This window comes from Bacillus sp. FSL L8-0167 (assembly GCF_038630295.1).
Lineage (GTDB): Bacteria > Bacillota > Bacilli > Bacillales > Bacillaceae > Bacillus > Bacillus safensis.
In genome coordinates, this window is the sequence record NZ_CP152027.1 from 2,539,225 (window position 1) to 2,566,122 (window position 26,898).

Consider the following 26,898-nt stretch of genomic DNA (forward strand, 5'->3'; position numbering starts at 1 on the left):
ACTTCAGGTCACGCCTTTTTTATATGTCTACATCTATCATAGCATACTTAATGAATGGGTTTACGCCCGTTTCAGCCGATTCCATATAGAAAAAAGAGGTGACTCTCTTTCATGAGAGCACCTCTTTACCTTTTTAAGAATGAGCAGCGGCGCTCACCTTTGATAAATCAAACGCATCATGCAGCGCTTCAACCGCTTTGACCATATCATCACGGCCGACCACTGTTGAGACTTTGATTTCAGACGTACTGACCATTTTCACTTGAATGTCTTTTTGCGCTAACACAGCAAACATTTCAGCAGCTACGCCTGGGTTTGAGACCATTCCAGATCCCACGATGGATACTTTCGCTAATTTGCTTTCTGTCTCAATCTGCTCGTAGCCAAGCGCCCCCTTATATTCTTCTAATACTTCAACTGTTTTGGACAAATCATCCGTTTTGACAGAGAAAGAGATCGACGTCTGATTGGTGCTTGTGACAGACTGAATGATGATATCAACATTGATATTCTGTTTCGCAAGCGTCGTAAAAATGGTCGATAATGTTGTTAAACCGCTTGAAAGCCCGCACACAGTCACACGTGTAATCTGATCTTCAAATGCAATGCCTCTGACGACTAAATTTTGTTCCATGGATGATTCCTCCTCAATTAACGTACCCGATTCATTTTCAATACTAGAACGGACTTCTAGCGGGACTTGATAATTTTTCGCAAATTCAACAGCTCTTGGATGCAGAACGCCAGCTCCTAAATTAGCCAGCTCAAGCATCTCATCGTATGAAATGCCTGCAAGTTTCCGCGCAGATGGTACATAACGCGGATCTGTTGTAAACACTCCTGGTACATCTGTGTAAATATCACATTTATCAGCTTTTAGTGCGGCAGCCAGTGCCACAGCTGTTGTATCTGATCCGCCGCGGCCAAGAGTTGTGATATGTAAGTCATCTGCAATTCCTTGGAAGCCTGCCACAACAACAACTTTCCCCGCACTTAATTCCTCTTTTATTCTTGATTCATCAATGTCCACGATTCTTGCATTTCCGTGTACATGCTCTGTTTTCATACCAGCCTGCCAGCCTGTAAAGGAAATGGCATCATAACCTCTTCTTTGGAGCGCCATCGCTAATAATGAAATGGTCACCTGCTCACCAGTTGCGAGCAGCATATCCATCTCTCTTTTGCTTGGATCGTCTGTGAGTTCTTTCGCTAAGTCTACTAGAACATCCGTTGATTTGCCCATCGCTGATACAACCACAACCACATCATGTCCTGCCTCGCGTTCAGCGATCACTCTCTCTGCGGCATTGCGAATTTTTTCTGCCGACCCAACGGAAGTTCCGCCAAATTTTTGTACAATTAGTCCCATGTCTACCACCCTTTTTCAAAAGTTCACGTGTGAGAGAAGAGGCAGCTTTGGAGACTGTCCGCTCACTGCAAATAAAAAAGCAATGAGAGAACAAATCTCCCATTGCTTTAAAATCATCATTAAACGATGCAAACAATGAGATAGCCCTCCAAGAAATGAATTCTTGACAGCCCTACATTTCTTCAATGTACAGCCAGCGAATAAAATGAGTGGATTTTATTCACTTCGGCGACGCTCCCCTTTCAGCCCTCTTCTTAGATCCCATCGATCTCCGAAGGCTTACTCTTGAAGTTCGCACCTCTATCTTCAACAAACAACACGTTCATTTATTAAATTAGTCACATCTTAACAGACTTTTGGTAAAAGTACAATCTATTTTTTTAATGCTTCCATTAAAAGTTCAGCCGTCTGTTTTGGAATGCCAGCCTCCTGAAAGTCTTGGATAGAGGCTTCTTTCATCTTTTTCACAGAGCCAAAATGTTTGAGGAGCTGCTTTTTACGCTTCTCTCCGATACCCGGTACATCGTCTAAAATAGACTGGAATGCATTTTTTCCGCGCAGCTGCCGGTGAAAGCTAATGGCGAACCGGTGCACTTCATCTTGAATGCGCTGCAATAAGTAAAAAGCCTGGCTATTCCGCTCCAGCGCAACAATTTCAAGTGTATCTCCCATCATGAGATTCGATGTCCGGTGTTTTTCATCTTTTACAAGACCTGCGACCGGGACAGACAGATTCAATTCATTTTCAAGCACATCGATGGCTGCGTTGATCTGTCCTTTTCCTCCGTCAATTAAAATTAAATCTGGCAGCGGCAGTTCATCCTTTAACACGCGGGTATATCGTCTTCTAATGACTTCACGCATGGATGCATAATCATCTGGCCCTGAGACAGTTTTAATTTTGTATTTTCGGTATTCCTTCTTATAGGGTTTTCCGTCCTGAAAGACGACCATGGCAGAAACCGGGTCTGCCCCTTGAATATTTGAGTTATCAAATGCCTCGATTCTGTATGGCATATAAATATTAAGCGCATCCCCGAGCTGTTTCACCGCACCAATTGTCCGCTCTTCATCACGCTCAATGAGCGAAAATTTTTCTTTTAAGGCGATTTTGGCATTTTGATGGGCAAGTAAAAGTAAATCCTTTTTCTTTCCTTTTTTCGGCTGGTGAACGTTCGTCTCAAGCAATTGCTCAATCATCTCTTGATCGACACTGTCAGGCACCAAAATTTCCTTCGGCAGAAAATGGTTGTTCTTTTCATAAAATTGCCCCATAAACGTGAGGAACTCTTCCTCAGGGTCCTGATACATAGGGAACAGGCTGACATCACGTTCAATTAATTTCCCCTGTCTGATGAAGAAAACTTGGACACACATCCAGCCTTTATCATAGGCATAGGCAAAGACATCTCGATCTGATAAATCACTCATCGTCATTTTCTGTTTTTCCATCGTTGAGTCGATATATGCGATTTGGTCTCTTAGTTCTTTTGCCCGTTCAAACTCTAAATTTTCAGCAGCTTCCTGCATCTTTTCGGTGAGTTCTTTTTTAATTTGCTGATGTCCTCCGTTTAGAAACCTTGTGATTTCATCCACGAGCTGCTTATTCGTTTCCTCGGAAATGTCATACACACATGGCGCAAGACATTGCCCAAGATGATAATAAAGACAGACGCGGTCAGGAAGGGTGGCGCATTTTCTCAGTGGATATAAGCGGTCGAGCAGCTTTTTCGTTTCTCGAGCTGCTTGTACGTTTGGGTATGGACCGAAATATTTCCCTTTGTCCTTTTTTACATTGCGGGTGACGATCAGCTTGGGATGGCGTTCATTCGTAATTTTTATAAATGGATACGTCTTGTCATCCTTGAGCATGACATTGTATTTTGGGTCATATTTTTTGATTAAATTCAGCTCTAAAATGAGCGCCTCGATATTAGAAGAGGTGACAATGTATTCAAAGTCTTCAATTTCACTGACAAGCCGCTGCGTTTTGGCGTCATGTGATCCAGTGAAATAAGAGCGCACCCTATTTTTTAAAACCTTTGCCTTTCCTACATAAATGATCGTATTTTGTCTATCTTTCATTAAGTAACAGCCTGGTTGATCCGGCAGGACTGACAGCTTTTCTTTGATTAGTTTGTTCATCTTTTCATCCGTCCTTGTTTTCCTCTTTCACTCCTTCTAGTGTATCACGAACATTTGTTTTATACCATGTTGAAAGAAAAGCGGCTCTCGTCTTTACGAGAACCGCTTCAATGATTATGCCGCTTGGACATAGATCGGTTTATAGATGTTTGTTGACAAGCTCAGCAAGTGCTTCTTTTGGTTTGAAACCAACAGAAGTTTCTACAACTTCACCGTCTTTTAAAACAAGAAGTGTCGGGATACTCATAACGCCGTATTTACCAGCAGTTTCTTGGTTATCGTCTACATCAATTTTTACAATTTTCATTTTGTCGCCCATTTCTTGATCAAGTTCTTCAAGAACTGGAGCAATCATTTTACAAGGTCCACACCATGGTGCCCAAAAGTCTGCAAGAACAACACCTTCTGCAGTTTCTTGTGAAAATGTTGCGTCAGTAGCTTTTACGATTGCCATTATTCATTCCTCCAATGTAAATTATGCTTTTTAGTATAGCATCTACCAATGTGACTTGCGAATGAAATGCTTACGAATCATTTTTTAGGAAATGAATTAAAAAACAAACCGTATAATCGCACCAATAACAACAATCGCACCGATGATCATAAGAATGGTTCTAAGCATATGACATGACACCCTTTCCGCTTCATTTACAATGTATGATGCCCCAACATTCTTCTCATCAAACATCGAAATATGCAATTAAGCGAGGTCGACAGTTATCATGACCACTGACATTGGCGGCAGCTCCACCGTTAATTCGCCGGACTTTACAGCCATTTGCTCAAAGTCTTTTGGCTGAACAGAATGAGGATCATCGAATGTATTATGGGCATTCATGCGATCAGCCGTCAGTACACGTCCAGTGACTTTCGTTTGTTCTTCAATCCCTGCAATGGCAAGGGATATCTCTGTTTGTTCATGCGGATTCAAGTGACAGTAGCTAATATGCATCTTACCTGATGAACGCGAGGCTGACACACTGACCTGAGGAATTTTTTCACCTCTTCGTTCATACGGCGGTGAAACGAACTCCACTTCAAGCGCTTCTTCCTCTTGATGCACTTGAAACATGTGAAATACATGATACGTAGGTGTCAGAAGCATCTTTTCGTCCTTTGTTAATACCATCGCTTGCAGCACATTGACCGTCTGAGCAATATTTGCCATATGAATCCGCTTGCAATGGCGATGAAAAATATGAAAATGGAGTGCGGCCACAAGGGCGTCTCTTAGTGTGTTTTGCTGATATAAAAACCCAGGATTTGTCCCTGGCTCTGGGTCATACCATGTCCCCCATTCATCAATAATCATCCCGATTCGCTTGTCTGGGTCATAACGATCCATGATTTCTCCATGGTCTTCGACAAGCCGTTCCATCTCATAGGCCTTTTTCAGCGTGATAAACCATTCATCCTCATCGAATTCAGTCGCTGATCCTTTCTTCTCCCATGTACCCGGTACGGTGTAATAATGTAAACTGAGCCCATCCATCCACGGTGCGGCCCGCTCCATCAATACCTTCGTCCAATTCACGTCATTAGAGTTCGCGCCGCAGGCGATTTTGTAAATACGCTGCCCTGCAAACTCTCTTACGTACGTCTGATAGCGTTTATATAAATCTGCATAGTATTCAGGCGTCATATTCCCGCCGCAGCCCCAGCTTTCATTGCCTACACCAACATAGGTCAGCTTCCAAGGCTCTTGTTTTCCATTTTGAATGCGCCAGTCTGACATAGGTGTCCCTTTTGGAAATGTCATGTATTCGACCCAATCGGCTAATTCTTGAACAGACCCGCTTCCCACATTGCCGCAAATGTAAGGTTCACATTCAAGCAGCTCACACAATGCCATAAATTCATGCGTACCAAATGCATTGGATTCAACAGTACCACCCCAATGGGTGTTGACCATTGGCTTTCGTTCACTCAGCTCACCTACACCATTTGCCCAGTGATACTCGTCTGCGAAGCAGCCCCCCGGCCACCTCAGCACCGGAATATGTAATGCTTGAAGGGCCTTCAGTACATCAGTACGAATCCCCTCAATATGATCAATCTCTGAGTCTTTTCCTACCCAAATCCCGTCATAAATCCCTCTTCCTAAATGCTCTTGAAAATGCCCGTAAATGTGTTTAGAAATGCGTCCGATCACGTCATTGACTTTTACTGTCCCCTTCACTTGTCAACCGCTCCTTTTCTTCTTAATAACATACAAAAAAACCCAGAATACCTAGGCATTCTGAGTGTATGAGCGTTACGAGTGGATATTCATCTTTTTTAACTCTTCATTCAAAAGCGGTACCACTTCAAACAAGTCACCAACAATTCCATAATCGGCGATTTTGAAGATTTCCGCTTCTGGGTCTTTGTTGATGGCCACAATGACTTTACTGTTAGACATTCCCGCTAAATGCTGAATCGCTCCTGATATCCCGCATGCAATATAAAGATCAGGTGTGACGACTTTTCCCGTTTGACCAATTTGCAGGGCATAATCACAATAATCAGCGTCACAGGCTCCGCGCGAAGCTCCGACTGCTGCCCCCAGCGTCTCAGCGAGTTCATTCAGCGGTTCAAAGCCTTCCTTGCTCTTAACCCCGCGCCCTCCAGCAACAATGACCTTTGCTTCGGATAAATCTACACCTTCTGACGTTTTTTTAATGACTTCCTTCACGATCGTCCGAAGGTTTTGAATGTCGACAGAAACTGGTGTGACTTCTCCGCCTCGTGACGTATCCCGCTCATGTGGTGCCACGTTATTTGGCCGGATGGTTGCTAGAAGCAGACGGTCTGTCGAAATGACTTTTTCGAAGGCTTTTCCAGAGTAAATCGGTCTAGTGAAAACAAGATGTTCACCGGTAACGCTTACATCAATCGCATCTGAAATCAAGCCAGTCTGGAGACGTGCGGCTATTTTCGGCGACAAGTCTTTTCCGATAGATGTATGGCCAAAGAGCACAGCATCTGGATCAACTTGATCTAATATGGCTTGAAGCGCCTGCGCAAAACCATCTGACGTATAATATGAAAGGTGCGGATGCTCCACAATCATGACATGATCCGCTCCATAGTAAAGCAGTTCATCTGCTAGGCCTTTGACGTCATCCCCTATTAACACGCCAATGACCTCGCCGCCCTCTGCCACTTTGTGAGCGGCAGCAATGGCTTCAAATGTCACATTTCTTAATTTACCGTCACGACTTTCTCCAAGTACAACAACTTTTTTACTCATCTTCAAGCTCCCCCTTGTTCTCGTGATATCGTAAAGTGGATGTTTAGATGACTTTTGCTTCATTTCTGAGTAGATCTGTCAGTTCTTTGACTTGATCCTGAAGCTCGCCGCTCAGCACCTTGCCACCCTCTTTTTTCTCCGGTAAGAAACGTTCAATTGTTTTGATTTTATATGGTACATCGTCTTCATCCAGATCTAAATCATCAAGCTCCAATTCTTCTAAAGGCTTTTTCTTTGCCTTCATAATGCCTGGTAATGATGGATAGCGAGGCTCATTGAGTCCTTGCTGAGCTGTGACGACAAGCGGGAGTTCGGCAGAAATGACTTCCACATCCCCCTCTGCATCTCGTTCAATCGATACAGAGCCGCCGTCAATTTGAATACTTGTTATCGTAGTCACATATGAAAAACCGAGTAATTCAGCAAGACGCGGGGCTACCTGTCCAGAGCCGCAGTCAATTGCTACATTCCCTGCTAAGATCAAGGAAGCCTCTTTGTCTTTTAAATAGTGATAAAGAATGGTAGAAGCTGAATATTGGTCCCACTCTTCTAAGTCATCTTCGACGTTTAACAAGACAGCTTGATCACAGCCCATAGCAAGCGCTGTTCTCAGCTGTTTCTCTGCATCCTCACCGCCAACTGTCACAACGGTCACTTCTCCCCCGTGCTCATCGCGAAGCTGAATGGCTTCTTCAATGGCATACTCGTCATAAGGATTAATAATGAACTCTGCTCCATCTTCTTGAATTGCACCAGACTGAATCGAAATTTTCTCTTCCGTGTCAAACGTACGCTTCATCAAAACAAATATATTCATTTATTTCTCCCCCTTGTGTCGTACTTATCCTTTATTCCCCTTTAAAGTTCGGTTTGCGCTTTTCGATAAAGGCCTGAATGCCTTCTTTGGCGTCATTTGATTGGAAAACCTCACCAAATTTTTTGGCTTCCAGCTTCATTCCGCCGTCATATGAATACAGTTTTGTTGCGTTCAATAAATCAAGCACATATTCAAGTGATTTAGGGCTTTTTGCGGCAAATTTCCCCGCAAGTGTTTTGGCCGCTTCGAGCGCTTCTTCCTCTGTTTCTGCCAGCTTTGTAACAAGGCCGCACGTAAATGCTTCTTCACCTGTAATCGGTTCAGCTGTTCCCATCATTTCAAGTGCTTTAGCAGAACCAACGTAGCGCGGGAGGCGCTGCGTGCCGCCGAATCCTGGAATAATGCCAAGATTTAATTCCGGCAGTCCAAGCTTTGCATCTTTTGTTGCGATTCGGATATCACAAGACATGGCAAGCTCAAGGCCTCCGCCTAATGCTGCTCCATGAATCGAGGCAATGACTGGCTTTGGACACTGTTCAATCCGTTCAAAGACTTGCTGTCCTCTATCAGCGAGGCTTGCATAATCAGACTCTTCCTGTAAAGTCGTAAATTCTTTAATATCAGCACCTGCTGAGAAGAATCTGCCTTCCCCGTGGATCACAATCGCTCTTACTTCCTCATTCTGTTCGAGCTCTTCGAACATGTCATTAAGCTCAGTGAGCAGCTGAGAGGATAAGGCATTTGCAGGCGGGTTCTGAATCGTGATGAGCGCTGTCTGTCCTTCATGATGTAAGCTGAGTATTTTTTCCATGTCAATCATCCTTTTTCACATTGTCTTTAGGATTGATGTATTCCGTTTAACAGCAGATCATGTACATTTTCTGCGAGTGCAGGCAGATCATACTTTTGATCATTCATGACCCATGTTGTTGCGGTTTCATCAATCGTCCCAAATACCATTTGTCTCGCTAAGCGGACATCTAAATTTTGTCTAAATTCTCCTGTTTTCTTTCCTTCTGTTAAAATAGACTCGAGCATATTTAAATACCCTTTTAGCACCTCATTGATTTTTTGCCGCAGCTCAAGGTTTGACTGCCTGAGTTCAAGCTGTGTCACAAGAGCCAAATGATGATTCTGCGCCAGCATGCGAAAATGCTCCTCAATCAACAGTAGAAGCTTTTCTTTGGCAGATGGCTTCTTTTGGATATCTGTTTCCATCCGTTCGATGAATTGTCCCATTTTTTCTTTGAACAATGAGATGAGAATATCCTCTTTGTTTTTGAAATAAAGATAAATGGTTCCGTCTGCCACCCCTGCTTGTTTCGCAATCTTTGAAACTTGTGATTGATGATAGCCGTTCTCCGCAATCACCACAACTGCTGCATCAATAATTTGCATGTACTTCGGTCTTTTCTGCTTCAATGTGCTTCGTCCCTTTCTAAATTGAATGAGCATTCATTCATAACTTTATGTTAAAAAGAAACGGGTGATTTGTCAAGAGATCTTCTTCTTTCTTTTCAACCTTTATCATACCAGAGCAGACTGTCATCATTCAAATCATCCGGCCGCTCGACCGGATGATGAAGGTCGTTATTTCTTCAATTGATCGACAGGTGTCTCAGATGATGAAGCTTGCTTTCTTTTTTCTTCTTCAATTAATACTCTGCGCAAAATTTTTCCGACAGCCGTTTTAGGCAGTGATTCTTTAAATTCATACACGCGCGGTACTTTAAATGAAGCAATTCTCGTTCTGACAAAGCGATCGAGTTCATCCTCTGTTAAATAAGCATCCTTTTTCGGCACAACAAACGCTTTTACTGTTTCTCCTCTATAAGGATCTGGTATGCCTGCGACAACGGCTTCTTGTACAAGCTCATGCTCATAAAGGGCTTCTTCGACCTCTCTTGGGTAAATATTATAACCGCTCGCAATAATGACATCTTTTTTCCGGTCAACGATATAGAAAAAACCGTCCTCATCCATATACCCAATATCTCCAGTGAAAAACCATCCGTCCCTTAATACAGCTGCTGTCTCCTCTGGCTGATTCCAATAGCCTTTCATAATTTGCGGCCCTTTGACGATAATTTCTCCGTGCTCATACGGCTCTTTAAGGCCACCCGTTTCCTCGCAATAAATGCCTGCGTCTGTCCCAGGCCACGGACAGCCAATGCTGCCTGTTTTGTTCGCTCCCCATAAAAAGTTAGAATGGGTCACTGGCGAAGTTTCTGAAAGACCATACCCCTCAACTAAACGCCCTCCTGTTAATTTCTCAAAGCTCTGTTTGACTTCAACAGGAAGAGCCGCCGAGCCGCTTAAACATGCAGTGATGGACGACAGATTATACTTTTCAATGTTCGGATGATGCAGCAAGGCAATATACATGGTGGGTGCACCTGGAAAGAGTGTCGGTTTCTGTTTTTCAATCGTTTTGAGGGTATCAGCTGCGTCAAATCGCGGAAGGAGAATCATTGAATGCCCTTCTTTCACAGCAAGGTTTAATACGGTCGTCATTCCGTATACATGAAAAAACGGAATGATGCCAAGGATTCGTTCTTTTCCTCTTGTCGTTTTATACATCCAAGAAGCGCACATTTCAGTATTCGCTAAAATATTTTCATGCGTCAGCATGACCCCTTTTGGTAAACCAGTCGTTCCGCCTGTATATTGCAAAACAGCGACATCCTCTTTCGGTTCAAAGGCAAGAGCCGGAATCTGTTCTTCTGACGATTCTTTCATAATTTGTGAGAAGTGATGAATGGTCTCGCTTTTCTCTACTTGGATGACCATTTTATTTTTTCTTTTTTGGACGATAGGAAACAGAATGTTTTTCGGAAATGGTAAATAATCCTGCAGTTTGGTGATGATCAAGTGCTCCATACTTGTCAGCGCTTTCATTTTATAGGCCTTTGGATACAATAAATCCAGTGTAATCAGCACTTTTGAGCCGCTGTCCTCCATTTGATATGCCAGTTCTTTCTCCGTATAAAGCGGGTTCGTTTGAACAACGATGCCGCCTGCAATTAAAACAGCATAATAAGAAATGACAGATTGAGGACAGTTTGGCAGCATGATTGCTACTCTGTCGCCTTTTTTCACGCCAATTTTCATCAGGTGACCAGCTAGTTTCAATGCTTCTTCCTGGAGCTGTTCATAGGTGATGTTTTTTCCTAGAAAATGAATGGCTGTATGCTCAGGTGCAGCCTCTGCGGAGCTGAATAAGTAAGATTGTAACGTCTCATTTGGAATGGTGAGTTCGCGGGGAATTTGATTCGGGTAATGCAGAAGCCAACGTTTATCTGACTGCATAAAAACCCTCCTTCCTGAACTTTCGTACTATTTTATTATAGCAAACTTTTCCTTAAGGCAGTTTTCTTTTTTCAAATAGAGCTTGGTTCCATGGCATCTTTACTTCTTTGCCGGTGTTTCGATCGATGCTCTTTTTCCTTCATGATGCCACTGTTCATATAATCCACCGATTGCACGAAATGACTCATTTACTCTCTCCACGATCTGTTGATGGATACTCGGGTCATTAGGTAAATGCGTCTGGATGTTGTCGACTTGATACTGCCTCATCATATCTATGTAGACTGTAAGAAAGATTGTGTCTTCTAAAATCCAGTAAATGACTTCATCCGCCGCTTTTGTTCTTTTATGCAGCATTTGGATTCCTCGTTCATATTGAATAAGAATATAGCCACTCGGATCGATTTGAATATAAGGGCTCAAATCATCAAAAAATCCAGTCGTTTGAAATGGACGTGCAATATACGGTTCGTATATGTCTCTTGGCAGGGAAGTCATTTGGAGACAAGTATCAATTCGCTTTATGAGTTCGTCTTTTTGCAGAATTTGCTTCATGTGATTCACCGCCTTCTGGTGAGATAAAAGCTGCCAAGGAATCCCTGACAGCTTTCTCACTTTGTCTTCTTCATTTCACAGGAACATGTAAACGGCACCAATGACCGCAAAAGTGCAGGCAACTACGATTAATACTTTTGCTAGCTTTTCCATGTCGTCTCCTTAAATGCCGGCTGCTACTACATAAGACAGCCCAACTGAAATAATGAGTGAAATAAACCCGACCGCTCTATTATCATTCTCAATTTCTTTGTCTACTTTAAATCGTGGTGTTAAAAATTCAAAAATGAAATAGCTGACAAGCAGCATCACAAAGCCGTATACGCCCCATCCAATCATTTGCAGAAGGGAATTGTGCTGTGCGATAGAATGCTGAAACACATTCGCAATCCCAAAAATCTTTCCGCCTGTTGCCATGGCAACAGCTAAGTTCCCCCGCTGGATCTCTTCCCAGTTTTTATAGGAGGTAACGAGTTCAAAAATGGTTAGAAATAAGACAAGACATAGGACGGCCACGCTGTAATAGGCGGCAATTTCCACAAGTTCATTTTCCCAAAAGGCTTTCATGCGTTTTCTCCTTTTTACTTTAATTCGACGATGGTAACGCCTGATCCTCCCTCGCCTTGTTCCCCAAAACGAGCATTTTTCACACTTCGGTGCTGTTTCAGTAATTCCTGAACCCCTTTTCTAAGGGCGCCAGTTCCTTTTCCGTGAATGATTGACACACGCGGATAACCAGCTAAGACAGCATCATCTAAATATTTCTCGACTCTGCTTAAGGCATTTTCATAACGCTCTCCCCTTAAGTCAAGTTCAAGCGATACATGATAGTCTTTTCCTTTGACTGCCGTAATGGCTTTCTCCTGCTTAAATTCAGGTGCTGATTTGATAAATTCCATGTCTTTTTCTTTTACTTTCATTTTCAGAATGCCCATTTGGACACTCCATTCTTTGTCACCTGTTTGTTCAAGCAGCGTTCCTTTTTGCCCGAAGGTGAGCACTTTCACTTCGTCGCCTGATTTTAGCTGTCTTGCTGCTTTTTTCACTGGCTCTGGCTTTTTCTTCCGGTCAAACTCAGGGACTGCTTCTTCAAGACGCTTTCTCGCATCGATGAGTTCATGTTCTTTAAATGATCGATGCTCATTTTTTATCGAACGAAGCTCTTGAATGATGTCTTCTGCTTCTTTTGAGGCTTGTTCAATTTTTTCTGCCGCTTTTTTTTCAGCTTCTTCAAGCAGTTTGTCCTTTTGCTCATTCCATTCAAGAATTTGTCTCTGCAATTCTTTATGAAGCTTTTCTGCTTCTTTTCTATAGACTTCTGTCTCATGCAGCTCTTCTTCTGCTTGTTTCTTGCTATCTTCTAATGAAGCAATCATTTGGTCTACTTCATTATGCTCGGCATGCATATCCGCTTTTGCACGGTCAATGAGGTGATCTGGCAACCCAAGACGTTTAGAAATTTCAAATGCATTACTTCGTCCGGGCACACCGATGAGCAAGCGGTACGTTGGTGATAAGGTTTCAATGTCAAACTCCACGCTCGCATTTGTGACACCTTCCCGGTTATATCCGTAAGCCTTCAGCTCAGGATAATGGGTCGTTGCGATGACGCGTGCATTTGTTTGATGCACTTCATCTAAGATACTCATGGCCAGCGCGGCACCTTCTGCAGGGTCTGTTCCTGCCCCTAATTCATCAAATAACACGAGTGAGTTAGATGTCAAATTCTTTAAGATATCTACAATATTGACCATATGAGATGAGAACGTACTCAAGCTTTGCTCAATAGATTGTTCATCTCCAATATCAGCAAAGACTTGGTCGAATACAGCCACTTCCGAGCCTTCTTCAACTGGAATATGAAGGCCTGCCTGCGTCATCAGCGTAAGAAGACCAAGCGTTTTCAAGGTAACTGTCTTACCCCCTGTATTTGGGCCAGTAATAACGATGGTTGAAAAATCTTTGCCGAGCTCAATGTCATTTGCCACAACCTGATCCCTAGGCAATAGAGGATGTCTTGCCCGCTTTAAATAAATCTCCCCTTGATCATTCACAGCAGGCTTTGTGGCTTTTTCTGCCTTTGCATATTTGGCTTTAGCAAAAATAAAATCTAACGTCTGAAGCTCTTTTACATTGTGAAGAAGTTCCTCAATGTGTTCTGACACGCTCGCTGTCAGCATTTGGAGGATCTTTTCGACCTCTTGTTTTTCTTTTAAACGGGTTTGCTGCAAGGTGTTATTTAAATCCACGACCACTTGCGGCTCAATAAAAAGGGTTGCCCCAGATGATGATTGATCGTGAACAATTCCGCCGTAATTCGAGCGGTACTCCTGCTTTACCGGAATCACAAACCGATCATTACGAATGGTGACAATCGTGTCTGACAGCATTTTTGAAGCAGATTGTGAGCGAATCATGGATTCTAATTTATCTCGAACTTTTGATTCTAATGAACGTAATTGCGTACGTATTGTTCGTAGCGCCGGAGTTGCGTGATCAAGCACTTCTCCATTATCACCGATACAGCTTTCGATTTCTTTTCTGACTTCAGGCAGTAATATCAGCGTCTCTGCATATGTATGAAGGCGAGGTATGTCTACACCATCTTCATACAGGGACGTGAGAAAGTGCTTCATATTTTTCGCAGTGTATAACAGCGCTGCAATTTCCATGAGCTCAGATGGGCTTAATGTACTGCCGATTTCTGCCCGTTTGACTCCGCGTCTAATATCCGTCAGCCCGCCAAATGGCGCAGATCCCTTTAAGCGGATGACATCCTGTGCTTCTGCTACCTCTTCCAGCAAATGCTGAATGGTTTCTATATCCGTCAGCGGCGTTAAATCCTGCGCTCTTTCTTTTCCTAATGAGGATGCGGTATAGGACATGACTTTTTCTTTTACTTTATGAAATTCTAATGATGCTAACACTTTTTGTTGCAGCATGGTCCAGCCTCCTAACGACTACCTGTCACGCGTTAAAAACTTTTTGATCTCGTTTAGAGAAAAAGTATTCACGACATTTGCTTTTGGTGTCCAGCCTTTTCTTGCAGCTGTTACACCAACTTCCATATGATCCAGCATGGCGATATTGTGCGCATCTGTATTGATCATGATGTTCACACCTGCTTCGTTTGCTTTCATTAAATGCTCTGTTTTCAAATCCAGTCTTGACGGGTTGCTGTTGAGCTCTAGTGCAGTTCCCGTTTTCTTCGCAAGCTCTATGAGCTGATCTATATTTAAGGCATAGCCGTCCCGTCTGCCGATCAAACGGCCTGTTGGATGTGCAATTAAATCCACATGCTGATTCCGCAGGGCATTTTCAAGGCGCTCCATAATGACTTCTTCCGGCTGAGAAAAGCTCGAGTGGATAGACGCAATGACAAAATCCATGTCTGCTAAAAAGTCATCATCATAATCTAATGATCCATCCGGGAGAATATCCATTTCGACCCCTTTGAAAATGTGAAAATGCTCGAATTCTTGATTCAGCTTGTCAATTTCTTTTGCTTGCAGACGTAAACGTTCTTTTGTTAAACCGTTTGCTACTTTTAAATATTGCGAGTGGTCTGTAATCGCCATGTATTCATAGCCTTTTGCGATACATGCCTCTGCCATTTCGCGAATAGAAAATGCGCCGTCACTCCATGTCGAGTGCATATGAAGGTCGCCTTTGATATCTTTTAACTCTACAAATTGCATACTTTCTTTATACGTATCAATCTCCGTTCCGGTTTCACGAATTTCTGGCGGAATAAGCGGAAGTTGAAAATGCGCATAAAAAGCAGCCTCGTCTTCAAACGTTTTTACTTCTCCAGTTTCAATTGTTTCCACACCATATTCACTAATACGCTCTCCGCGTTCCTTCGCCAGCTGACGCATGCGAATATTGTGATCTTTTGAGCCAGTGAAATGGTGCAGCGTTGTTGCAAATTGGTCTGTTGTCACAAGCCGGAAGTCTACACTGATCTCAAAATCAAGGGCAAGAATGACAGATACCTTCGTATCACCGCTTGCAATGACGTCTTTGACATCATCAAGTGCAACGAGCTGCTCTCTGACTTGTTCAGGATCGCTGGTCGCAATGATATAATCTAAATCTTTGACAGTTTCCCGTGCACGTCTTAGACTGCCAGCTCTAGAAAAACGAATAATACCCTTCATCTGTTCAAGCGCATGATCAATCCGCTCTGCCACATCTAATGCAAAGCCAATTGGCAGTCGTTCTGGCTGCTTTCCGGCCTCCTCAAGAGCTGCGAGAATCTTTTCTTCGGTTTTTTTACCGAAGCCTGCAAGCGCTTGTACTTTTTCCGCTTCACATGCTTCTTTTAATGACTGGGCATCATGGACACCAAGCTCTTGGTAAAGCTTCGCAATCTTCTTCCCGCCAAGCCCTTGCAACTTTAAGAGCGGAACAAGTCCTTCAGGCACTTCCTTTTTTAATTGTTCGAGTGTTTCTGATTGTCCTTTTTCGATATACTCTGTGATCACAGCAAAGGTTCCTTTTCCAATGCCGGGTAATGCTAATAGATCATCTATTTGAGAAAGGCTGCGGTCGTCTTGTTCCAGTGCCGCTGCTGCTTTACGAAAGGCAGAAATTTTAAAAGGATTATCTCCTTTTAGTTCCATATATACTGCAATTGTTTCAAGAAGTTTGATAATATCTTTTTTATTCATCTCTCATCCTCCAGCCGCTTTGGCATCTTCCTATATAAATATACAAACTTTCCCTTCATCCTACAACTTTCTGTCATGGAATGAGAAAAAACTTCTCCAGAAAAGGAGAAGTTTTTAAACTCCATACGTCGACCATAGGTCTTTGACAAGACCGGACAGGTAAGGGGTGTTGTTTACGATCACATCTGCTAACATTGATTTGCTCATCATTGTTTGGAGCGCATCTACTGGAAGTAATGCAGCGACAAACAATAGAATAAACACAAATAAATAGGTTTCCAGAAATCCTAAAACACCGCCAAGCAGTTTGTTCACCTGTTTAATCACAGGTATACTTGCAATGGTTGTGAGCAATCCGCCAATGATGGCGAGCAGGATTTTGGTCAAGATAAACAGAATGATAAACGCAATGGTATTATAATAAGCTGTTTCTAGATTCCCGCTAAAGAAAGCGAGCTGCGGTTGACCGCCGCTAAAATTAGGTGACGGAATCCACGTAAGCTGTGGTGCAAGTGACTGATAAAACATGGAAGCCACTAAGATAGAAACAACAAAGCTGATCAATTTAATAAATTGAAGAATAAACCCGCGTTTTAGACCGACAAGCGTTCCCATAAGAAGCAAAAACAAAATGATGATATCGATCACGGTAATTTCATTCCTTTTCTTTTAGCTGAATCTCTAATTTTTCGTATTGCTCTTTTAATTTCAAGTAGTCGTGGACGACATTGACTGCTGTCAGTACAGCTAATTTGTTTATATCAAGATATGGATTTTTTTCATTTATTTCTCTCATTTTATCATCAACAATTGACGCAACATGTCGCATATGCATCTTCGTTTCTTGTCCGATGATCGTATAGGACTGTCCGTAAATCTCAACTGTTGTTTTCGTTTTACCGCCGTCAGACAACGTTTCTCCTCCATTCCACGAGAATCCTAGTCTCTATCATAACATGTTTAGACATTGAATGGAAAGACGAGCCCTTCCCTGTTATGGTACACTTTAGAAATCAATGATATCAAGGTAAAAAGGAGTTATCCACTGTGCCCCAATCCGTTTTAAAAGCAACATCAGAAGACCTCAAAAAGATGAAGAGCGCGTATGCGCACCATTTAACAGACAATTTGCCGCCAGGCGCCCTCTTTCAAGCAAAAGTCCCTGGCTGTACGATTACAGCCTATCGATCTGGAAAAGTATTGTTTCAAGGACAAAAGGCAGAAGCTGAAGCCAGTCAATTCAGCCACTTGCAAGCAGCTGATACGAAAAGTCAAAAATCACCTGCTGTTACAAAATACAGTCCGCCGCCCGGCATTGCTTCCATGTCGGTCATCGGTTCAGATGAAGTAGGTACAGGTGATTATTTCGGACCGATCACAGTCTGTGCGGCCTATGTTGATGCCAGCCAGCTTGCTTTAATGAAAGAGCTTGGCGTAAAAGACTCAAAAGGGCTAAAGGACCCGCAAATTATCAACATTGCCAAGGATCTCATCAAAACCATTCCGTTCAGCCTTCTCGTTCTCCGAAATGAAAAGTACAATACGATGCAGGAAAAGGGCATGAGTCAAGGAAAAATGAAGGCACTGCTTCATAACCAAGTCATCACCTCTGTGCTAGAAAAACTGGACGGACAGCAGCCTGAAGCCATTTTGATTGACCAATTTGCAGAACCAGGGATTTATTTCAAACATCTTGCCGGGAAAAAAATCATCCGGGAGCGGACATATTTTAGTACAAAAGCAGAAGGCATCCATTTGTCAGTCGCTGCAGCTTCCATTATCGCAAGGTACGCCTTTTTAATTGAAATGGACAAATTATCACAGGCTGCAGGCTTTGACATCCCAAAAGGAGCCGGTCCTCATGTAGACAAGGCCGCCGCCAAGCTCATCAAGCTGCACGGTGAAGATGCTTTACGTCAATTTACAAAGCTGCATTTTGCCAACACACAAAAAGCGAAAAAAATGCTATAAAAAAAGCTAGAGCCCATGAGGCCCTAGCTTTTTTTCCTTTAACCGCGTAAGACGGCTTGATACGTATCTTCTAGTGCTTTCAAAACTTTTGTATGAACAGCTGTAACTTCTTCCTCGGTCAACGTTTGTTCAGGATTTAAATATTGAAGAGAGAATGCAACAGATTTTTTGCCTTCTTCCATATGTTCCCCTTCGTATACATCAAATACAGATAGGTCTGTGAGTAATTGACCGCCTGCTTCATAGATCACACGCTCCAGCTGTCCGCTTGAGATATGCTGATCAACAACAAGTGCAATATCTCTTGTCACAGCAGGGAATCTCGGAATCGCCGTATATTTCATATCCTTCGTTTCAGATGTCATCACATCTGTTAAATCAAACTCGAAGACATACGTTTCTTTTAAATCCAATTCCTTTTCAACGACTGGATGCAGTGCGGCAACAAAGCCAATGACTTGACCATTTAAGTGAACATCTGCAGTTCGCCCTGGGTGAAGACCCTCACGCTCTGCTTGAACATAAGTGATTTGGCCTGACACACCAAGCTTTTCGAACAATCCTTCAGCAATTCCTTTCGCTACATAAAAATCGACGGCTTTTTTCTCGCCCTGCCAAAGATTTTTATGCCATAAGCCTGTCAGCGCACCAGCGACATGTTCTTTTTCCACTGGTTTTGCCCCTTCAGCTTCTGCTAAGAAAACAGAGCCCGTTTCATAAAATCCAAATGAATCAGCTTGTCTTGCCAAGTTATATGCAACAGAATCAAGTAAGTTTGGCAGAAGACTTTGTCTCAACACACTGCGTTCCTCACTCATTGGCAGAGAAAGTCTCGTTTCATAGGCTGGATGCAGTGCAAAAGCTGTGGACTTATGCTGATTCGTCAATGAATACGTAATCGCTTGAGAAAGTCCTGCCCCCTCTAAGAAACGTCTTACCTTTCTGCGCTTCACTTGGTATGGCGTGAGACCGCCAACGGTGCCAGCTGTTGCAGGCAGTGTAGATGGAATATTATCGTAGCCGTATAATCTTGCCACTTCTTCAATGAGGTCTTCTTCAATCGTAATATCCATTCTGCGGGAAGGAACTGTTACGACAAGAACATCATTTGATTCGCCCACTGTAAAGCCTAATTTGTTGAAAATCTGAATCATATCTTCTTTTGAAATGTTCATTCCAAGCACCTTGTTCACACGCTCAGTTGATACGTGGATGACATTCATACTTGCTTCAAGGTGGTTTTCCTCAACTGTACCGCTTAGCACTTCGCCGCCTGCATACATGCTGATCAATTGAGCTGCTCTTTCTGCTGCCGGCTTCGTACGCTGCGGATCGAGTCCTTTTTCAAATCGTGTGCTTGATTCACTGCGAAGTCCTAAGTCTCTAGATGTTTGACGGACTGTTTGACCGTTGAAATATGCCGCTTCTAAAAGAATCGTCGTCGTCTCATCACGCACCTCTGATTCAAAGCCGCCCATGACGCCTGCTACCGCGTGCGCTTTCGTTCCATTCGTGATGACAAGATGCTTTGATGATAATGTACGCTCTTGCTCATCCAGTGTTTGAATGATTTCGCTGTCAGACGCTTTACGAACGACCACCTGCTTTGAACCAAAGCGGTCATAATCAAAGGCATGAAGCGGCTGGCCGTATTCAAGCAGTACAAAGTTTGTAATATCCACAACGTTGTTAATTGGACGGATGCCTGCATTCATCAACCTTGTTTGCATCCAAAGCGGTGCTGGTCCAACCTTTACATTTTTAATGATCTTCGCAGCATAAAGTGGATTCGCTTCTTGATCCTCAACTTTAACAGAAATATAGTCTGCTGCTTTTTCGGAAGAAGTGTCATGTGCTGTATCAGGAAGCTTGATGTCTCTTCCTAAAATGGCGGCAACTTCATAAGCCACACCCAGCATATTCAGGGCATCGGCACGGTTTGGTGTTAAGCCAAGCTCAAGTACCGCATCATCTAATTGAAGAGCTTGAAGGGCATCATCTCCTGGTTTCACGTCGTTCGGGAAAACAAAGATGCCTTCTGCATATTCCTTTGGTACAAGCTTGCTTTCTACACCTAATTCTTGCAGAGAACAAATCATGCCATGAGACTCTTCACCGCGCAGTTTTGCTTTTTTAATTTTAAAGTTGCCAGGAAGGACTGCGCCCACCGTTGCGACGGCCACATACTGTCCTTTCTCCACATTCGGAGCCCCGCAAATAATTTGCACTGGTGCGTCTTCGCCGATATCAACAAGACATTTGTTTAATTTATCTGCATTCGGATGCTGTTCACGTTCAATGACGTATCCAACGACAACTCCTTTGATGCCTTCGCCTTTATATTCAACGGCTTCCACTTCAATTCCGCTTCTTGTGATTTTTTCTGCTAATTCAGCCGGCTTGATGCCTTCTAAATCGACATAGTCTTCTAACCATTTATATGAAACAAACATGTTGATTTCCTCCTCTTAGTCCTGCTTGAATTGCTTTGTGAATCTAATGTCATTTGTGTAGAAATGGCGAATATCATCAATGCCGTATTTCAGCATCGCAATCCGTTCCACACCCATTCCAAAAGCAAAGCCTTGGTAAGTTTCTGGATCAAACCCGCTCATTTTCAGGACATTCGGATGAACCATTCCTGCACCTAAAATCTCAATCCAGCCTGTTCCTTTACATACAGAGCAGCCCTTCCCGCCGCATTTAAAGCAAGACACATCGACTTCGACAGATGGTTCTGTGAATGGGAAAAAGCTTGGACGCAGTCTAATTTCACGATCTTCACCAAACATTTTTCTTGCGACTGTCTCCAGTGTTCCTTTTAAATCACTCATGCTAATATTGTGATCGACGACAAGCCCTTCAATTTGCATAAATTGATGTGAATGAGTCGCGTCATCACTGTCACGTCTATATACTTTCCCAGGACAGATGATCTTCACAGGACCTTGTCCTTTATATTTCTCAAGTGTACGTGCTTGTACTGGTGATGTTTGTGTTCTCATCAGTGTATCTTCGGTAATATAGAAGCTGTCCTGCATATCACGTGCCGGATGCTCCTTTGGGAGATTCAGTGCTTCAAAGTTATAATAATCCGTTTCCACCTCAGGACCTTCCTCAACGGTATAGCCCATGCCAATAAATAAATCTTCAATATCTTCGACAACTATCGTTAATGGATGTCTTGCTCCCATTTTGATTGGACTTGCCGGTAAAGTAACATCGATCGTTTGAGAAGCAAGTTTTTTCTTCACTTCTTCTTTTTCCAGCTGTTCATTTTTTTCAGCAATGGCACCAGCAATCTGCTCTCTTACTTCGTTTGCGAGTGCACCCATTTTCGGTCTTTCTTCTGCGGAGAGCTTGCCCATTCCGCGAAGTACTTCTGTAATCGGTCCTTTTTTCCCTAAGTATTGAACACGAATGTCATTGACCTCTTTGAGCGAGCTAGCTGCTTCAACCTTCGCTATCGCCTCTGTTTCAAGCTGTTTTAACGTTTCTTGCATGAGTGTAATCCTCCTTTTGATATACAAAACCGCTCGGATAAACGGCTGTTTGATCGTTTGAAGACAATAAAAAAACTCGTTCCTCCATAAAAGAAGGGACGAGTTGTGGTCGCGGTACCACCCTTGTTAAGCACAAATGCATGTGCGAATAAGCTTCATTGACATAACGGAATCAAACGAATCCGGTTCACCTTTACGCAAAGCCTGCGGTCCCGGTGACAACTCCAGAGGTGAATTCCTGTTTCAGCATTCCTTAAATGCACTTTCAGTCTACGATGCATTCTCCCTAAAAGGCCGCTTCTTGAAACAATCTTCCTCTATCATGGTTTTTAAAATATTACTTTCATTATAGTGAAAATGAGCACTTGATGCAACACTATCCGCGCAAATGATAGACAAGAACAGCTGCTGCAACAGCGACATTTAATGATTCTGCCTGCCCATACATTGGCACATATAAATTTTGATCTGTCATTTGCAGAATCGCTGGATCAATACCTGCTCCCTCATTTCCAACAATTAATGCAAACGGACCTTCTGCCGTTACGCTTCTATACTCTTTCGCATCTTTTAAGGCACTCCCGTATACAGGTATGCCTCGTTCTTTCAGTTCGGTGATCGCCTGTTGAAGGGTTTGCTTTAAGATAGGCAGGTGAAAATGAGACCCTTGTGCCGAACGGAGCGTTTTTCCGTTAAACGCATCAACTGTTCCTTCTCCTAAGATCACAGCATCAAGACCAGCGGCATCTGCTGTTCGAATGAGTGTGCCTAAATTCCCCGGGTCCTGCACTGCGTCTAATAGAAGAATTCGTTCAACCTTCTTTTCTTCAAAAACAGGAACTGTACAGACTGCGGCAATGTGCTGAGGCGTTTCCGTTTCTGTCATGGCAGAAAAGGCCTCTTCGCTCAGTTCATAAAGCTCAATGTCAGGCTGGATATGAGAAGGAAGCATATCGGGCGAGGTGACCATTAATTCCTTCACGATCCCGCTCTTTAATGCTTCTTCGACTAAATGTATTCCCTCAACGAGAAACAGCCCCGTTTTCGTTCGTTCTTTTTTCGTATGGAGCTTTTTCCACTGTTTAATGTTTGTGTTTTTAGCTGATTCTATATATTTCAAGCGACGTTAACTCCTTTAATTATCATGAATTTATTATATCTCATGCTCACTACATAATAAACCTGTCTTTGAGACAGAATAGGGCTATTACCATCAAAAAAGGAGTGTGGGCAATGGATTTTAATTTAAGAGGCGCAGTCATTCAAAACATTACTGGCCATAATCAAGAACAGCTTGAACATACGATTTTAGATGCTATTCAAAGCGGCGAGGAAAAAATGCTGCCAGGCCTTGGCGTGTTGTTCGAAGTGCTATGGCAAGAAGCATCAGAAAACGAGAAAAATGAGATCCTTGAAACATTAGAGCAAGGCTTAAAGCCTCAGCAGCAGCAATAAAAGAAGCCGGTTTGCTTATATAAGCAAGCCGGCCTTTTTCCTTTAGCCAGTGATAGGCGTTTCCATTCGAAGGGCTGGATCACGCCAGATTTCGACCCATTTTTTTATCGCAAACACAATAATCACAAAACCTAAGATCAGCATGATGATCGACAGCACCGCATTCAGCACGCTGTAACCGGATGCTTCAGGATTGAGATATACATTTGCTACCATCCAATAGCCTGCATAATTCACCGTCACATATAAGTAAGCAAGCGGAATTAAACAAGTCAGCATATATCGTCTTTTATCTGCAATTTTTAATACAACGGTTGCCCCGATGATCAACCCAACCGAGGCCATTAACTGATTTGAAACCCCAAACAGCGCCCAAATAGACCCGATGTCCCCTGAGTAAAGTAAATATCCCCACATAAAACAAGCAAGCGCACTTGCAAACACCGAACCAGGTATCCAGTCAGTTCGTTTAAGCGGTTTATATGCTTCACCTAAGAAGTCTTGAATCAAATAGCGTGCCACACGTGTCCCCGCATCAATAGCAGTTAAAATAAAGACAGCCTCAAACATAATGACGAACTGGAAGAAGTAAGAAGCCAAATGACTAAAGAACGGAATCCCCGTAAAGATATACGCCATCCCTACCGCTAATGTTACGGCACCACCCGTTCTTCCTTCTAAGTCAAGGCCGATTTCCTTACTCAGCTGCGGAAGGTTTTCGACACTCATACCGAGTGTGCGGAACACTTCTGGTGTACTGTTTATCGCAAAATAATCTCCTGGATGCAGAGCAGTAGCCGCAATTAAAGCCATAATCCCAACTAAGCATTCCACAAGCATTGCGCCAAACGCAACAGGCTTCATATCACTCCATCGGTCCAGCATCTTAGGTGTTGTCCCTGACCCAACAAATGCGTGGAAACCAGAAATGGCACCGCAAGCAATGGTAATCGAAATAAATGGCCAGACAGGACCAGCTAATACAGGTCCTCCTCCATTCACAAACTCTGTAAACGCGGGGAATTGAATGGACGGATTCACGACAAAGATACCAGCAATCAGCGCAATGAATACACCAATTTTCATAAAACTACTTAAATAGTCCCTCGGTGCAAGCAGCAGCCAAACTGGCAGAGCCGCAGCAAAAAAGGCATAGATCGGCAGGGCAAGAGCAAGCGTTTTTGTATCAAGTGTTAAAAAATCACCTAGTGCCGTTCCTTGAATATTTGGACCAAGGAATACCCCAAACATCAGCAAAATAAATCCCGCAGATGTCGCCAGCTTTAAATTGCCTGTTTTTTTATAATACAGACCAACCCCCATCGCAATCGGAATCGTGATTCCAACTGCAAATGTCCCCCAAGGGTTACGTTCTAAAGCATGAAGCACAACCATAGACAAACCTGCCATTGTGATTGTAATAATAAACAGCATCGCAAGCCCTGTACAAAACCCGGCAACAGGTCCCAGCTCTTCCTTCGCTACCTCTGATAATGATTTCCCCTTTTTTCGCATCGATGCAAATAAGACGACTAGATCATGTACAGCTCCGCCTATGACTGCTCCAATTAAAAGCCAAAGGAGACCAGGTAAATACCCAAATTGAGCGGCTAAAATCGGACCCACTAACGGACCAGCAGCTGCAATGGCAGCAAAGTGATGCCCAAATGTGACCCATTTATTTGTCGGCACATAATCTTTCCCGTCCTCTAGTGTGTGAGCCGGTGTAGGATGATCATCTGTGACCTTTAATACCTTGACCATCATAAATGTGCCATAAAGACGATAGGCAATCGCTAAAATACACATAGATCCTATGACAATTGTAACCGCATTCATTTAACCATCCCCTTTGTATAAACAATTTGTTACAAATATAACATAAATTGATTGATTTTTCTTTCTTTTAAAACCAAGTTGACAAATAAGAATAATATGTTTATTCTTAAGGTAGCTTCACCTACTTCCATAAACTCTCTTTTGACAGGGCATTCTATGGCTCTGTCCTTTTTATTGCTTTCATCTTACAAAAATAAACGCTCGATCACATGTGCCTTATTCACTAGGAAACATTCTCCTCTTTTACTGAAAATAGTTCTTTTGACTCACTTTGAACACACCGTTCATTTCCTGGGAAATTCAATAAAAAAGCCTTTCCCCTGTACTGAGGAAAGGCTTTCTTACTTAAGAACCGTACGTAATCTGTTCAACGGTTTTTTGATCAAGTCTTTTGATCACTTCTGTTAAAAGCTTCACTGCATTTTCATAATCATCTCGGTGAATCATTGCGGCATGGGTATGAATATATCTGCTCGGAATTCCGATAGATAGTGATGGAACACCATGGCCTGTTAAATGAATACCGCCAGCATCTGTCCCGCCGCCAGGCATTGAGTCATATTGATAAGGAATGTTCAGTTCATCAGCTGTTTGGACAACAAAATCACGAAGCCCTTTATGAGAGACCATTGAAGCATCAAATACAACAATCGTTGGGCCTTTGCCAAGTTTGCTAGTTGCTTCTTTCTCAGTGATGCCCGGTGTATCTCCTGCTACACCTACATCAATGGCAAATCCAATATCGGGCTGAATCGTAGCCGCTGCTGTTTTAGCTCCGCGCAGGCCTACTTCCTCTTGGACAGTTGCGACGCTGTAAGCAATATTCTCATGCTGAGCATTGTGCAAATTTTTCATGACATCAATGGCGACTGCACAGCCAATGCGGTTGTCCCATGCTTTTGCAAGGAGCATTTTTTCATCATTCATGACTGTAAACTCAAAGTAAGGAACGATTTGATCTCCAGGCAGCACGCCCCACTCCATTGCCTGTTCTTTGCTTGACGCCCCAATATCAATAAACATATCCGTAATCTCAATTGACTTTTTACGAGCTTCAGGTGACAAAACGTGTGGTGGCTTTGAACCAATTACCCCTGTGATCTCTCCCTTTTTCGTCACAATGGTGACACGCTGGGCGAGCATGACCTGTGACCACCAGCCGCCGACTGTTTGAAAACGAATGTAGCCTTTGTCATCAATTTTTGTCACCATGAATCCTACTTCATCTAAGTGACCAGCGAGCATAATTTTAGGTCCGTTAGCGTTTCCTTCCTTTTTAGCGATCAAGCTGCCAAGGCGGTCTGTAGAGACTTCATCTGCATATGATTCTATGTATGTCTGCATGACTTTTTTGACATCACGTTCATTTCCTGGAATCCCTTTTGCATCCGTTAGGTCTTTCAGCATAGTTAATGTTTGATCGAGCTTTGTCATTCCATTTATCCTCCTTTATCTTCATGGTGCATTCTTATTATACAAAACCTCTTTCGTTCAATACGATCTTTTTATGAATATTTTTTCGTTTTACGAAATATTTTTTTAAAAAAAGTTGAAACCTTTTGGCGTTTTCATTCGTAGTACATCAGATAACGGTATTGGAGGTGCATCCTGTCATGTTTGTAATCCTCATGAGACTAGCTCTTGTTGCACTGCTTGTCTACATCTTCTACATGGCGGTAAAATTCTTCTCAAATCCGAGAAGAAAGCTGAAACAAGCACAATTAAAAGAAGGCTTTTATTTTATGGACGAACAGCAAAATGCGCGCAAAAATTTTAATTTCGTCTATAAAGGTGTCTTGTTTGAAGGGGAGAAGCATGTTCCTTCTAAGGATCATCCTCTGTTTGTCCACTCCATTTACGTTTGGACGGAGTCACCTGAGAAGCTGAGTGAATTTACATTAGAAGACTTTGAAAAACTGGAGGAAAACATTATCGAGCGTTATCCTCAAACAAAAATTGATTGGGATCAGCCCATAAAAAAAATCAAACAAAAAAAAGGAGCAGACACGCCGTCCTAATGGCGTCTGCTC

General features: G+C 42.8%; 23 protein-coding genes and 1 riboswitch. Of the genes, 3 read left to right on the plus strand and 20 right to left on the minus strand.

The window, feature by feature from the left end:
• Window positions 1–133: 133 nt before the first annotated feature.
• From MHB66_RS13140 to zapA, 15 genes are all read right to left on the minus strand, one after another.
• Complete coding sequence (locus MHB66_RS13140; RefSeq protein WP_034279740.1) at window positions 134–1,369, minus strand: aspartate kinase; 1,236 nt, start codon at window positions 1,367–1,369, stop codon at window positions 134–136.
• A 133-nt stretch (window positions 1,370–1,502) separates the two neighbouring features.
• Window positions 1,503–1,680, minus strand: a riboswitch (Lysine riboswitch).
• 61 nt (window positions 1,681–1,741) lie between these two features.
• On the minus strand, window positions 1,742–3,514 hold the full coding sequence (gene uvrC / locus MHB66_RS13145; protein WP_024423216.1) for an excinuclease ABC subunit UvrC: 1,773 nt from the start codon (window positions 3,512–3,514) through the stop codon (window positions 1,742–1,744).
• 139 nt (window positions 3,515–3,653) lie between these two features.
• Window positions 3,654–3,968, minus strand: coding sequence for a thioredoxin (gene trxA / locus MHB66_RS13150; RefSeq protein WP_007501629.1), 315 nt, complete (start codon window positions 3,966–3,968; stop codon window positions 3,654–3,656).
• 246 nt (window positions 3,969–4,214) lie between these two features.
• Complete coding sequence (locus tag MHB66_RS13155) at window positions 4,215–5,693, minus strand: alpha-N-arabinofuranosidase (protein ID WP_046311999.1); 1,479 nt, start codon at window positions 5,691–5,693, stop codon at window positions 4,215–4,217.
• A 75-nt stretch (window positions 5,694–5,768) separates the two neighbouring features.
• Window positions 5,769–6,746, minus strand: coding sequence for an electron transfer flavoprotein subunit alpha/FixB family protein (locus MHB66_RS13160; protein WP_046312001.1), 978 nt, complete (start codon window positions 6,744–6,746; stop codon window positions 5,769–5,771).
• A 43-nt stretch (window positions 6,747–6,789) separates the two neighbouring features.
• A complete protein-coding gene (locus tag MHB66_RS13165) occupies window positions 6,790–7,563 on the minus strand; it encodes an electron transfer flavoprotein subunit beta/FixA family protein (protein WP_046312003.1) in 774 nt (257 codons plus the stop codon).
• Window positions 7,564–7,594: 31 nt separating this feature from the next.
• Complete coding sequence (locus MHB66_RS13170; RefSeq protein ID WP_034279724.1) at window positions 7,595–8,374, minus strand: enoyl-CoA hydratase; 780 nt, start codon at window positions 8,372–8,374, stop codon at window positions 7,595–7,597.
• A gap of 26 nt (window positions 8,375–8,400) precedes the next feature.
• Complete coding sequence (locus MHB66_RS13175; RefSeq protein WP_024423221.1) at window positions 8,401–8,985, minus strand: TetR/AcrR family transcriptional regulator; 585 nt, start codon at window positions 8,983–8,985, stop codon at window positions 8,401–8,403.
• 168 nt (window positions 8,986–9,153) lie between these two features.
• Window positions 9,154–10,872: an AMP-binding protein gene (locus MHB66_RS13180; protein ID WP_046312006.1), complete on the minus strand. Its 1,719-nt coding sequence runs from the start codon at window positions 10,870–10,872 to the stop codon at window positions 9,154–9,156.
• Window positions 10,873–10,971: 99 nt separating this feature from the next.
• The gene (locus tag MHB66_RS13185) at window positions 10,972–11,427 is read right to left on the minus strand and encodes an immunity 63 family protein (protein ID WP_034280732.1); all 456 of its coding nucleotides are present in this window, start codon (window positions 11,425–11,427) and stop codon (window positions 10,972–10,974) included.
• A gap of 162 nt (window positions 11,428–11,589) precedes the next feature.
• The gene (locus MHB66_RS13190; RefSeq protein ID WP_008345990.1) at window positions 11,590–11,994 is read right to left on the minus strand and encodes a DUF350 domain-containing protein; all 405 of its coding nucleotides are present in this window, start codon (window positions 11,992–11,994) and stop codon (window positions 11,590–11,592) included.
• 14 nt (window positions 11,995–12,008) lie between these two features.
• Window positions 12,009–14,366, minus strand: a complete 2,358-nt coding sequence (locus MHB66_RS13195; protein WP_034280729.1) for an endonuclease MutS2 — start codon at window positions 14,364–14,366, stop codon at window positions 12,009–12,011.
• 21 nt (window positions 14,367–14,387) lie between these two features.
• Window positions 14,388–16,100, minus strand: coding sequence for a DNA polymerase/3'-5' exonuclease PolX (gene polX, locus MHB66_RS13200; RefSeq protein WP_046312008.1), 1,713 nt, complete (start codon window positions 16,098–16,100; stop codon window positions 14,388–14,390).
• A gap of 114 nt (window positions 16,101–16,214) precedes the next feature.
• Window positions 16,215–16,748 carry a CvpA family protein gene (locus MHB66_RS13205; RefSeq protein WP_046312011.1) on the minus strand — a complete coding sequence of 178 codons (534 nt, stop codon included), beginning with the start codon at window positions 16,746–16,748 and terminating at the stop codon, window positions 16,215–16,217.
• Window positions 16,749–16,755: 7 nt separating this feature from the next.
• Complete coding sequence (zapA, locus tag MHB66_RS13210) at window positions 16,756–17,013, minus strand: cell division protein ZapA (RefSeq protein ID WP_012010831.1); 258 nt, start codon at window positions 17,011–17,013, stop codon at window positions 16,756–16,758.
• Between the two features lie 134 nt (window positions 17,014–17,147).
• Here zapA and rnhC point away from each other — a divergent pair, with 134 nt between their 5' ends.
• Window positions 17,148–18,071 carry a ribonuclease HIII gene (gene rnhC, locus MHB66_RS13215; protein ID WP_034279708.1) on the plus strand — a complete coding sequence of 308 codons (924 nt, stop codon included), beginning with the start codon at window positions 17,148–17,150 and terminating at the stop codon, window positions 18,069–18,071.
• A gap of 38 nt (window positions 18,072–18,109) precedes the next feature.
• Here the strand turns inward: rnhC and pheT are convergent, their stop codons facing one another.
• The 3 genes from pheT to MHB66_RS13230 form a co-directional block, all read right to left on the minus strand.
• The gene (gene pheT, locus MHB66_RS13220) at window positions 18,110–20,524 is read right to left on the minus strand and encodes a phenylalanine--tRNA ligase subunit beta (protein WP_046312014.1); all 2,415 of its coding nucleotides are present in this window, start codon (window positions 20,522–20,524) and stop codon (window positions 18,110–18,112) included.
• Between the two features lie 15 nt (window positions 20,525–20,539).
• Window positions 20,540–21,574, minus strand: a complete 1,035-nt coding sequence (gene pheS, locus MHB66_RS13225; protein WP_034279699.1) for a phenylalanine--tRNA ligase subunit alpha — start codon at window positions 21,572–21,574, stop codon at window positions 20,540–20,542.
• A 376-nt stretch (window positions 21,575–21,950) separates the two neighbouring features.
• On the minus strand, window positions 21,951–22,694 hold the full coding sequence (locus tag MHB66_RS13230; RefSeq protein ID WP_046312017.1) for an RNA methyltransferase: 744 nt from the start codon (window positions 22,692–22,694) through the stop codon (window positions 21,951–21,953).
• A gap of 113 nt (window positions 22,695–22,807) precedes the next feature.
• Here MHB66_RS13230 and sspI point away from each other — a divergent pair, with 113 nt between their 5' ends.
• Entirely contained in the window at window positions 22,808–23,029 is a 222-nt protein-coding gene (gene sspI / locus MHB66_RS13235) for a small acid-soluble spore protein SspI (protein WP_024425725.1), read from the plus strand.
• Window positions 23,030–23,071: 42 nt separating this feature from the next.
• Here the strand turns inward: sspI and cstA are convergent, their stop codons facing one another.
• Window positions 23,072–24,868 (minus strand): carbon starvation protein CstA, encoded by a 1,797-nt coding sequence (gene cstA, locus MHB66_RS13240; RefSeq protein ID WP_046312019.1) that lies wholly within the window; start codon window positions 24,866–24,868, stop codon window positions 23,072–23,074.
• Window positions 24,869–25,213: 345 nt separating this feature from the next.
• Window positions 25,214–26,302 carry a M42 family metallopeptidase gene (locus tag MHB66_RS13245; RefSeq protein ID WP_024425723.1) on the minus strand — a complete coding sequence of 363 codons (1,089 nt, stop codon included), beginning with the start codon at window positions 26,300–26,302 and terminating at the stop codon, window positions 25,214–25,216.
• 179 nt (window positions 26,303–26,481) lie between these two features.
• Here MHB66_RS13245 and MHB66_RS13250 point away from each other — a divergent pair, with 179 nt between their 5' ends.
• On the plus strand, window positions 26,482–26,886 hold the full coding sequence (locus tag MHB66_RS13250) for a hypothetical protein (protein ID WP_024426127.1): 405 nt from the start codon (window positions 26,482–26,484) through the stop codon (window positions 26,884–26,886).
• The last annotated feature ends 12 nt before the right edge of the window (window positions 26,887–26,898 follow it).

Coding starts and splice junctions, on each gene's coding strand:
- cstA (WP_046312019.1), bottom strand. CDS start 24,868: ATGAATGCGGTTACAATTGTCATAGGATCTATGTGTATTTTAGCGATT.
- MHB66_RS13160 (WP_046312001.1), bottom strand. CDS start 6,746: ATGAGTAAAAAAGTTGTTGTACTTGGAGAAAGTCGTGACGGTAAATTA.
- MHB66_RS13170 (WP_034279724.1), bottom strand. CDS start 8,374: ATGGAAAAAATACTCAGCTTACATCATGAAGGACAGACAGCGCTCATC.
- uvrC (WP_024423216.1), bottom strand. CDS start 3,514: ATGAACAAACTAATCAAAGAAAAGCTGTCAGTCCTGCCGGATCAACCA.
- MHB66_RS13165 (WP_046312003.1), bottom strand. CDS start 7,563: ATGAATATATTTGTTTTGATGAAGCGTACGTTTGACACGGAAGAGAAA.
- MHB66_RS13250 (WP_024426127.1), top strand. CDS start 26,482: ATGTTTGTAATCCTCATGAGACTAGCTCTTGTTGCACTGCTTGTCTAC.
- MHB66_RS13190 (WP_008345990.1), bottom strand. CDS start 11,994: ATGAAAGCCTTTTGGGAAAATGAACTTGTGGAAATTGCCGCCTATTAC.
- sspI (WP_024425725.1), top strand. CDS start 22,808: ATGGATTTTAATTTAAGAGGCGCAGTCATTCAAAACATTACTGGCCAT.
- polX (WP_046312008.1), bottom strand. CDS start 16,100: ATGAATAAAAAAGATATTATCAAACTTCTTGAAACAATTGCAGTATAT.
- MHB66_RS13185 (WP_034280732.1), bottom strand. CDS start 11,427: ATGAAGCAAATTCTGCAAAAAGACGAACTCATAAAGCGAATTGATACT.
- pheS (WP_034279699.1), bottom strand. CDS start 21,574: ATGCAAGAAACGTTAAAACAGCTTGAAACAGAGGCGATAGCGAAGGTT.
- MHB66_RS13140 (WP_034279740.1), bottom strand. CDS start 1,369: ATGGGACTAATTGTACAAAAATTTGGCGGAACTTCCGTTGGGTCGGCA.
- MHB66_RS13180 (WP_046312006.1), bottom strand. CDS start 10,872: ATGCAGTCAGATAAACGTTGGCTTCTGCATTACCCGAATCAAATTCCC.
- trxA (WP_007501629.1), bottom strand. CDS start 3,968: ATGGCAATCGTAAAAGCTACTGACGCAACATTTTCACAAGAAACTGCA.
- pheT (WP_046312014.1), bottom strand. CDS start 20,524: ATGTTTGTTTCATATAAATGGTTAGAAGACTATGTCGATTTAGAAGGC.
- MHB66_RS13245 (WP_024425723.1), bottom strand. CDS start 26,302: ATGACAAAGCTCGATCAAACATTAACTATGCTGAAAGACCTAACGGAT.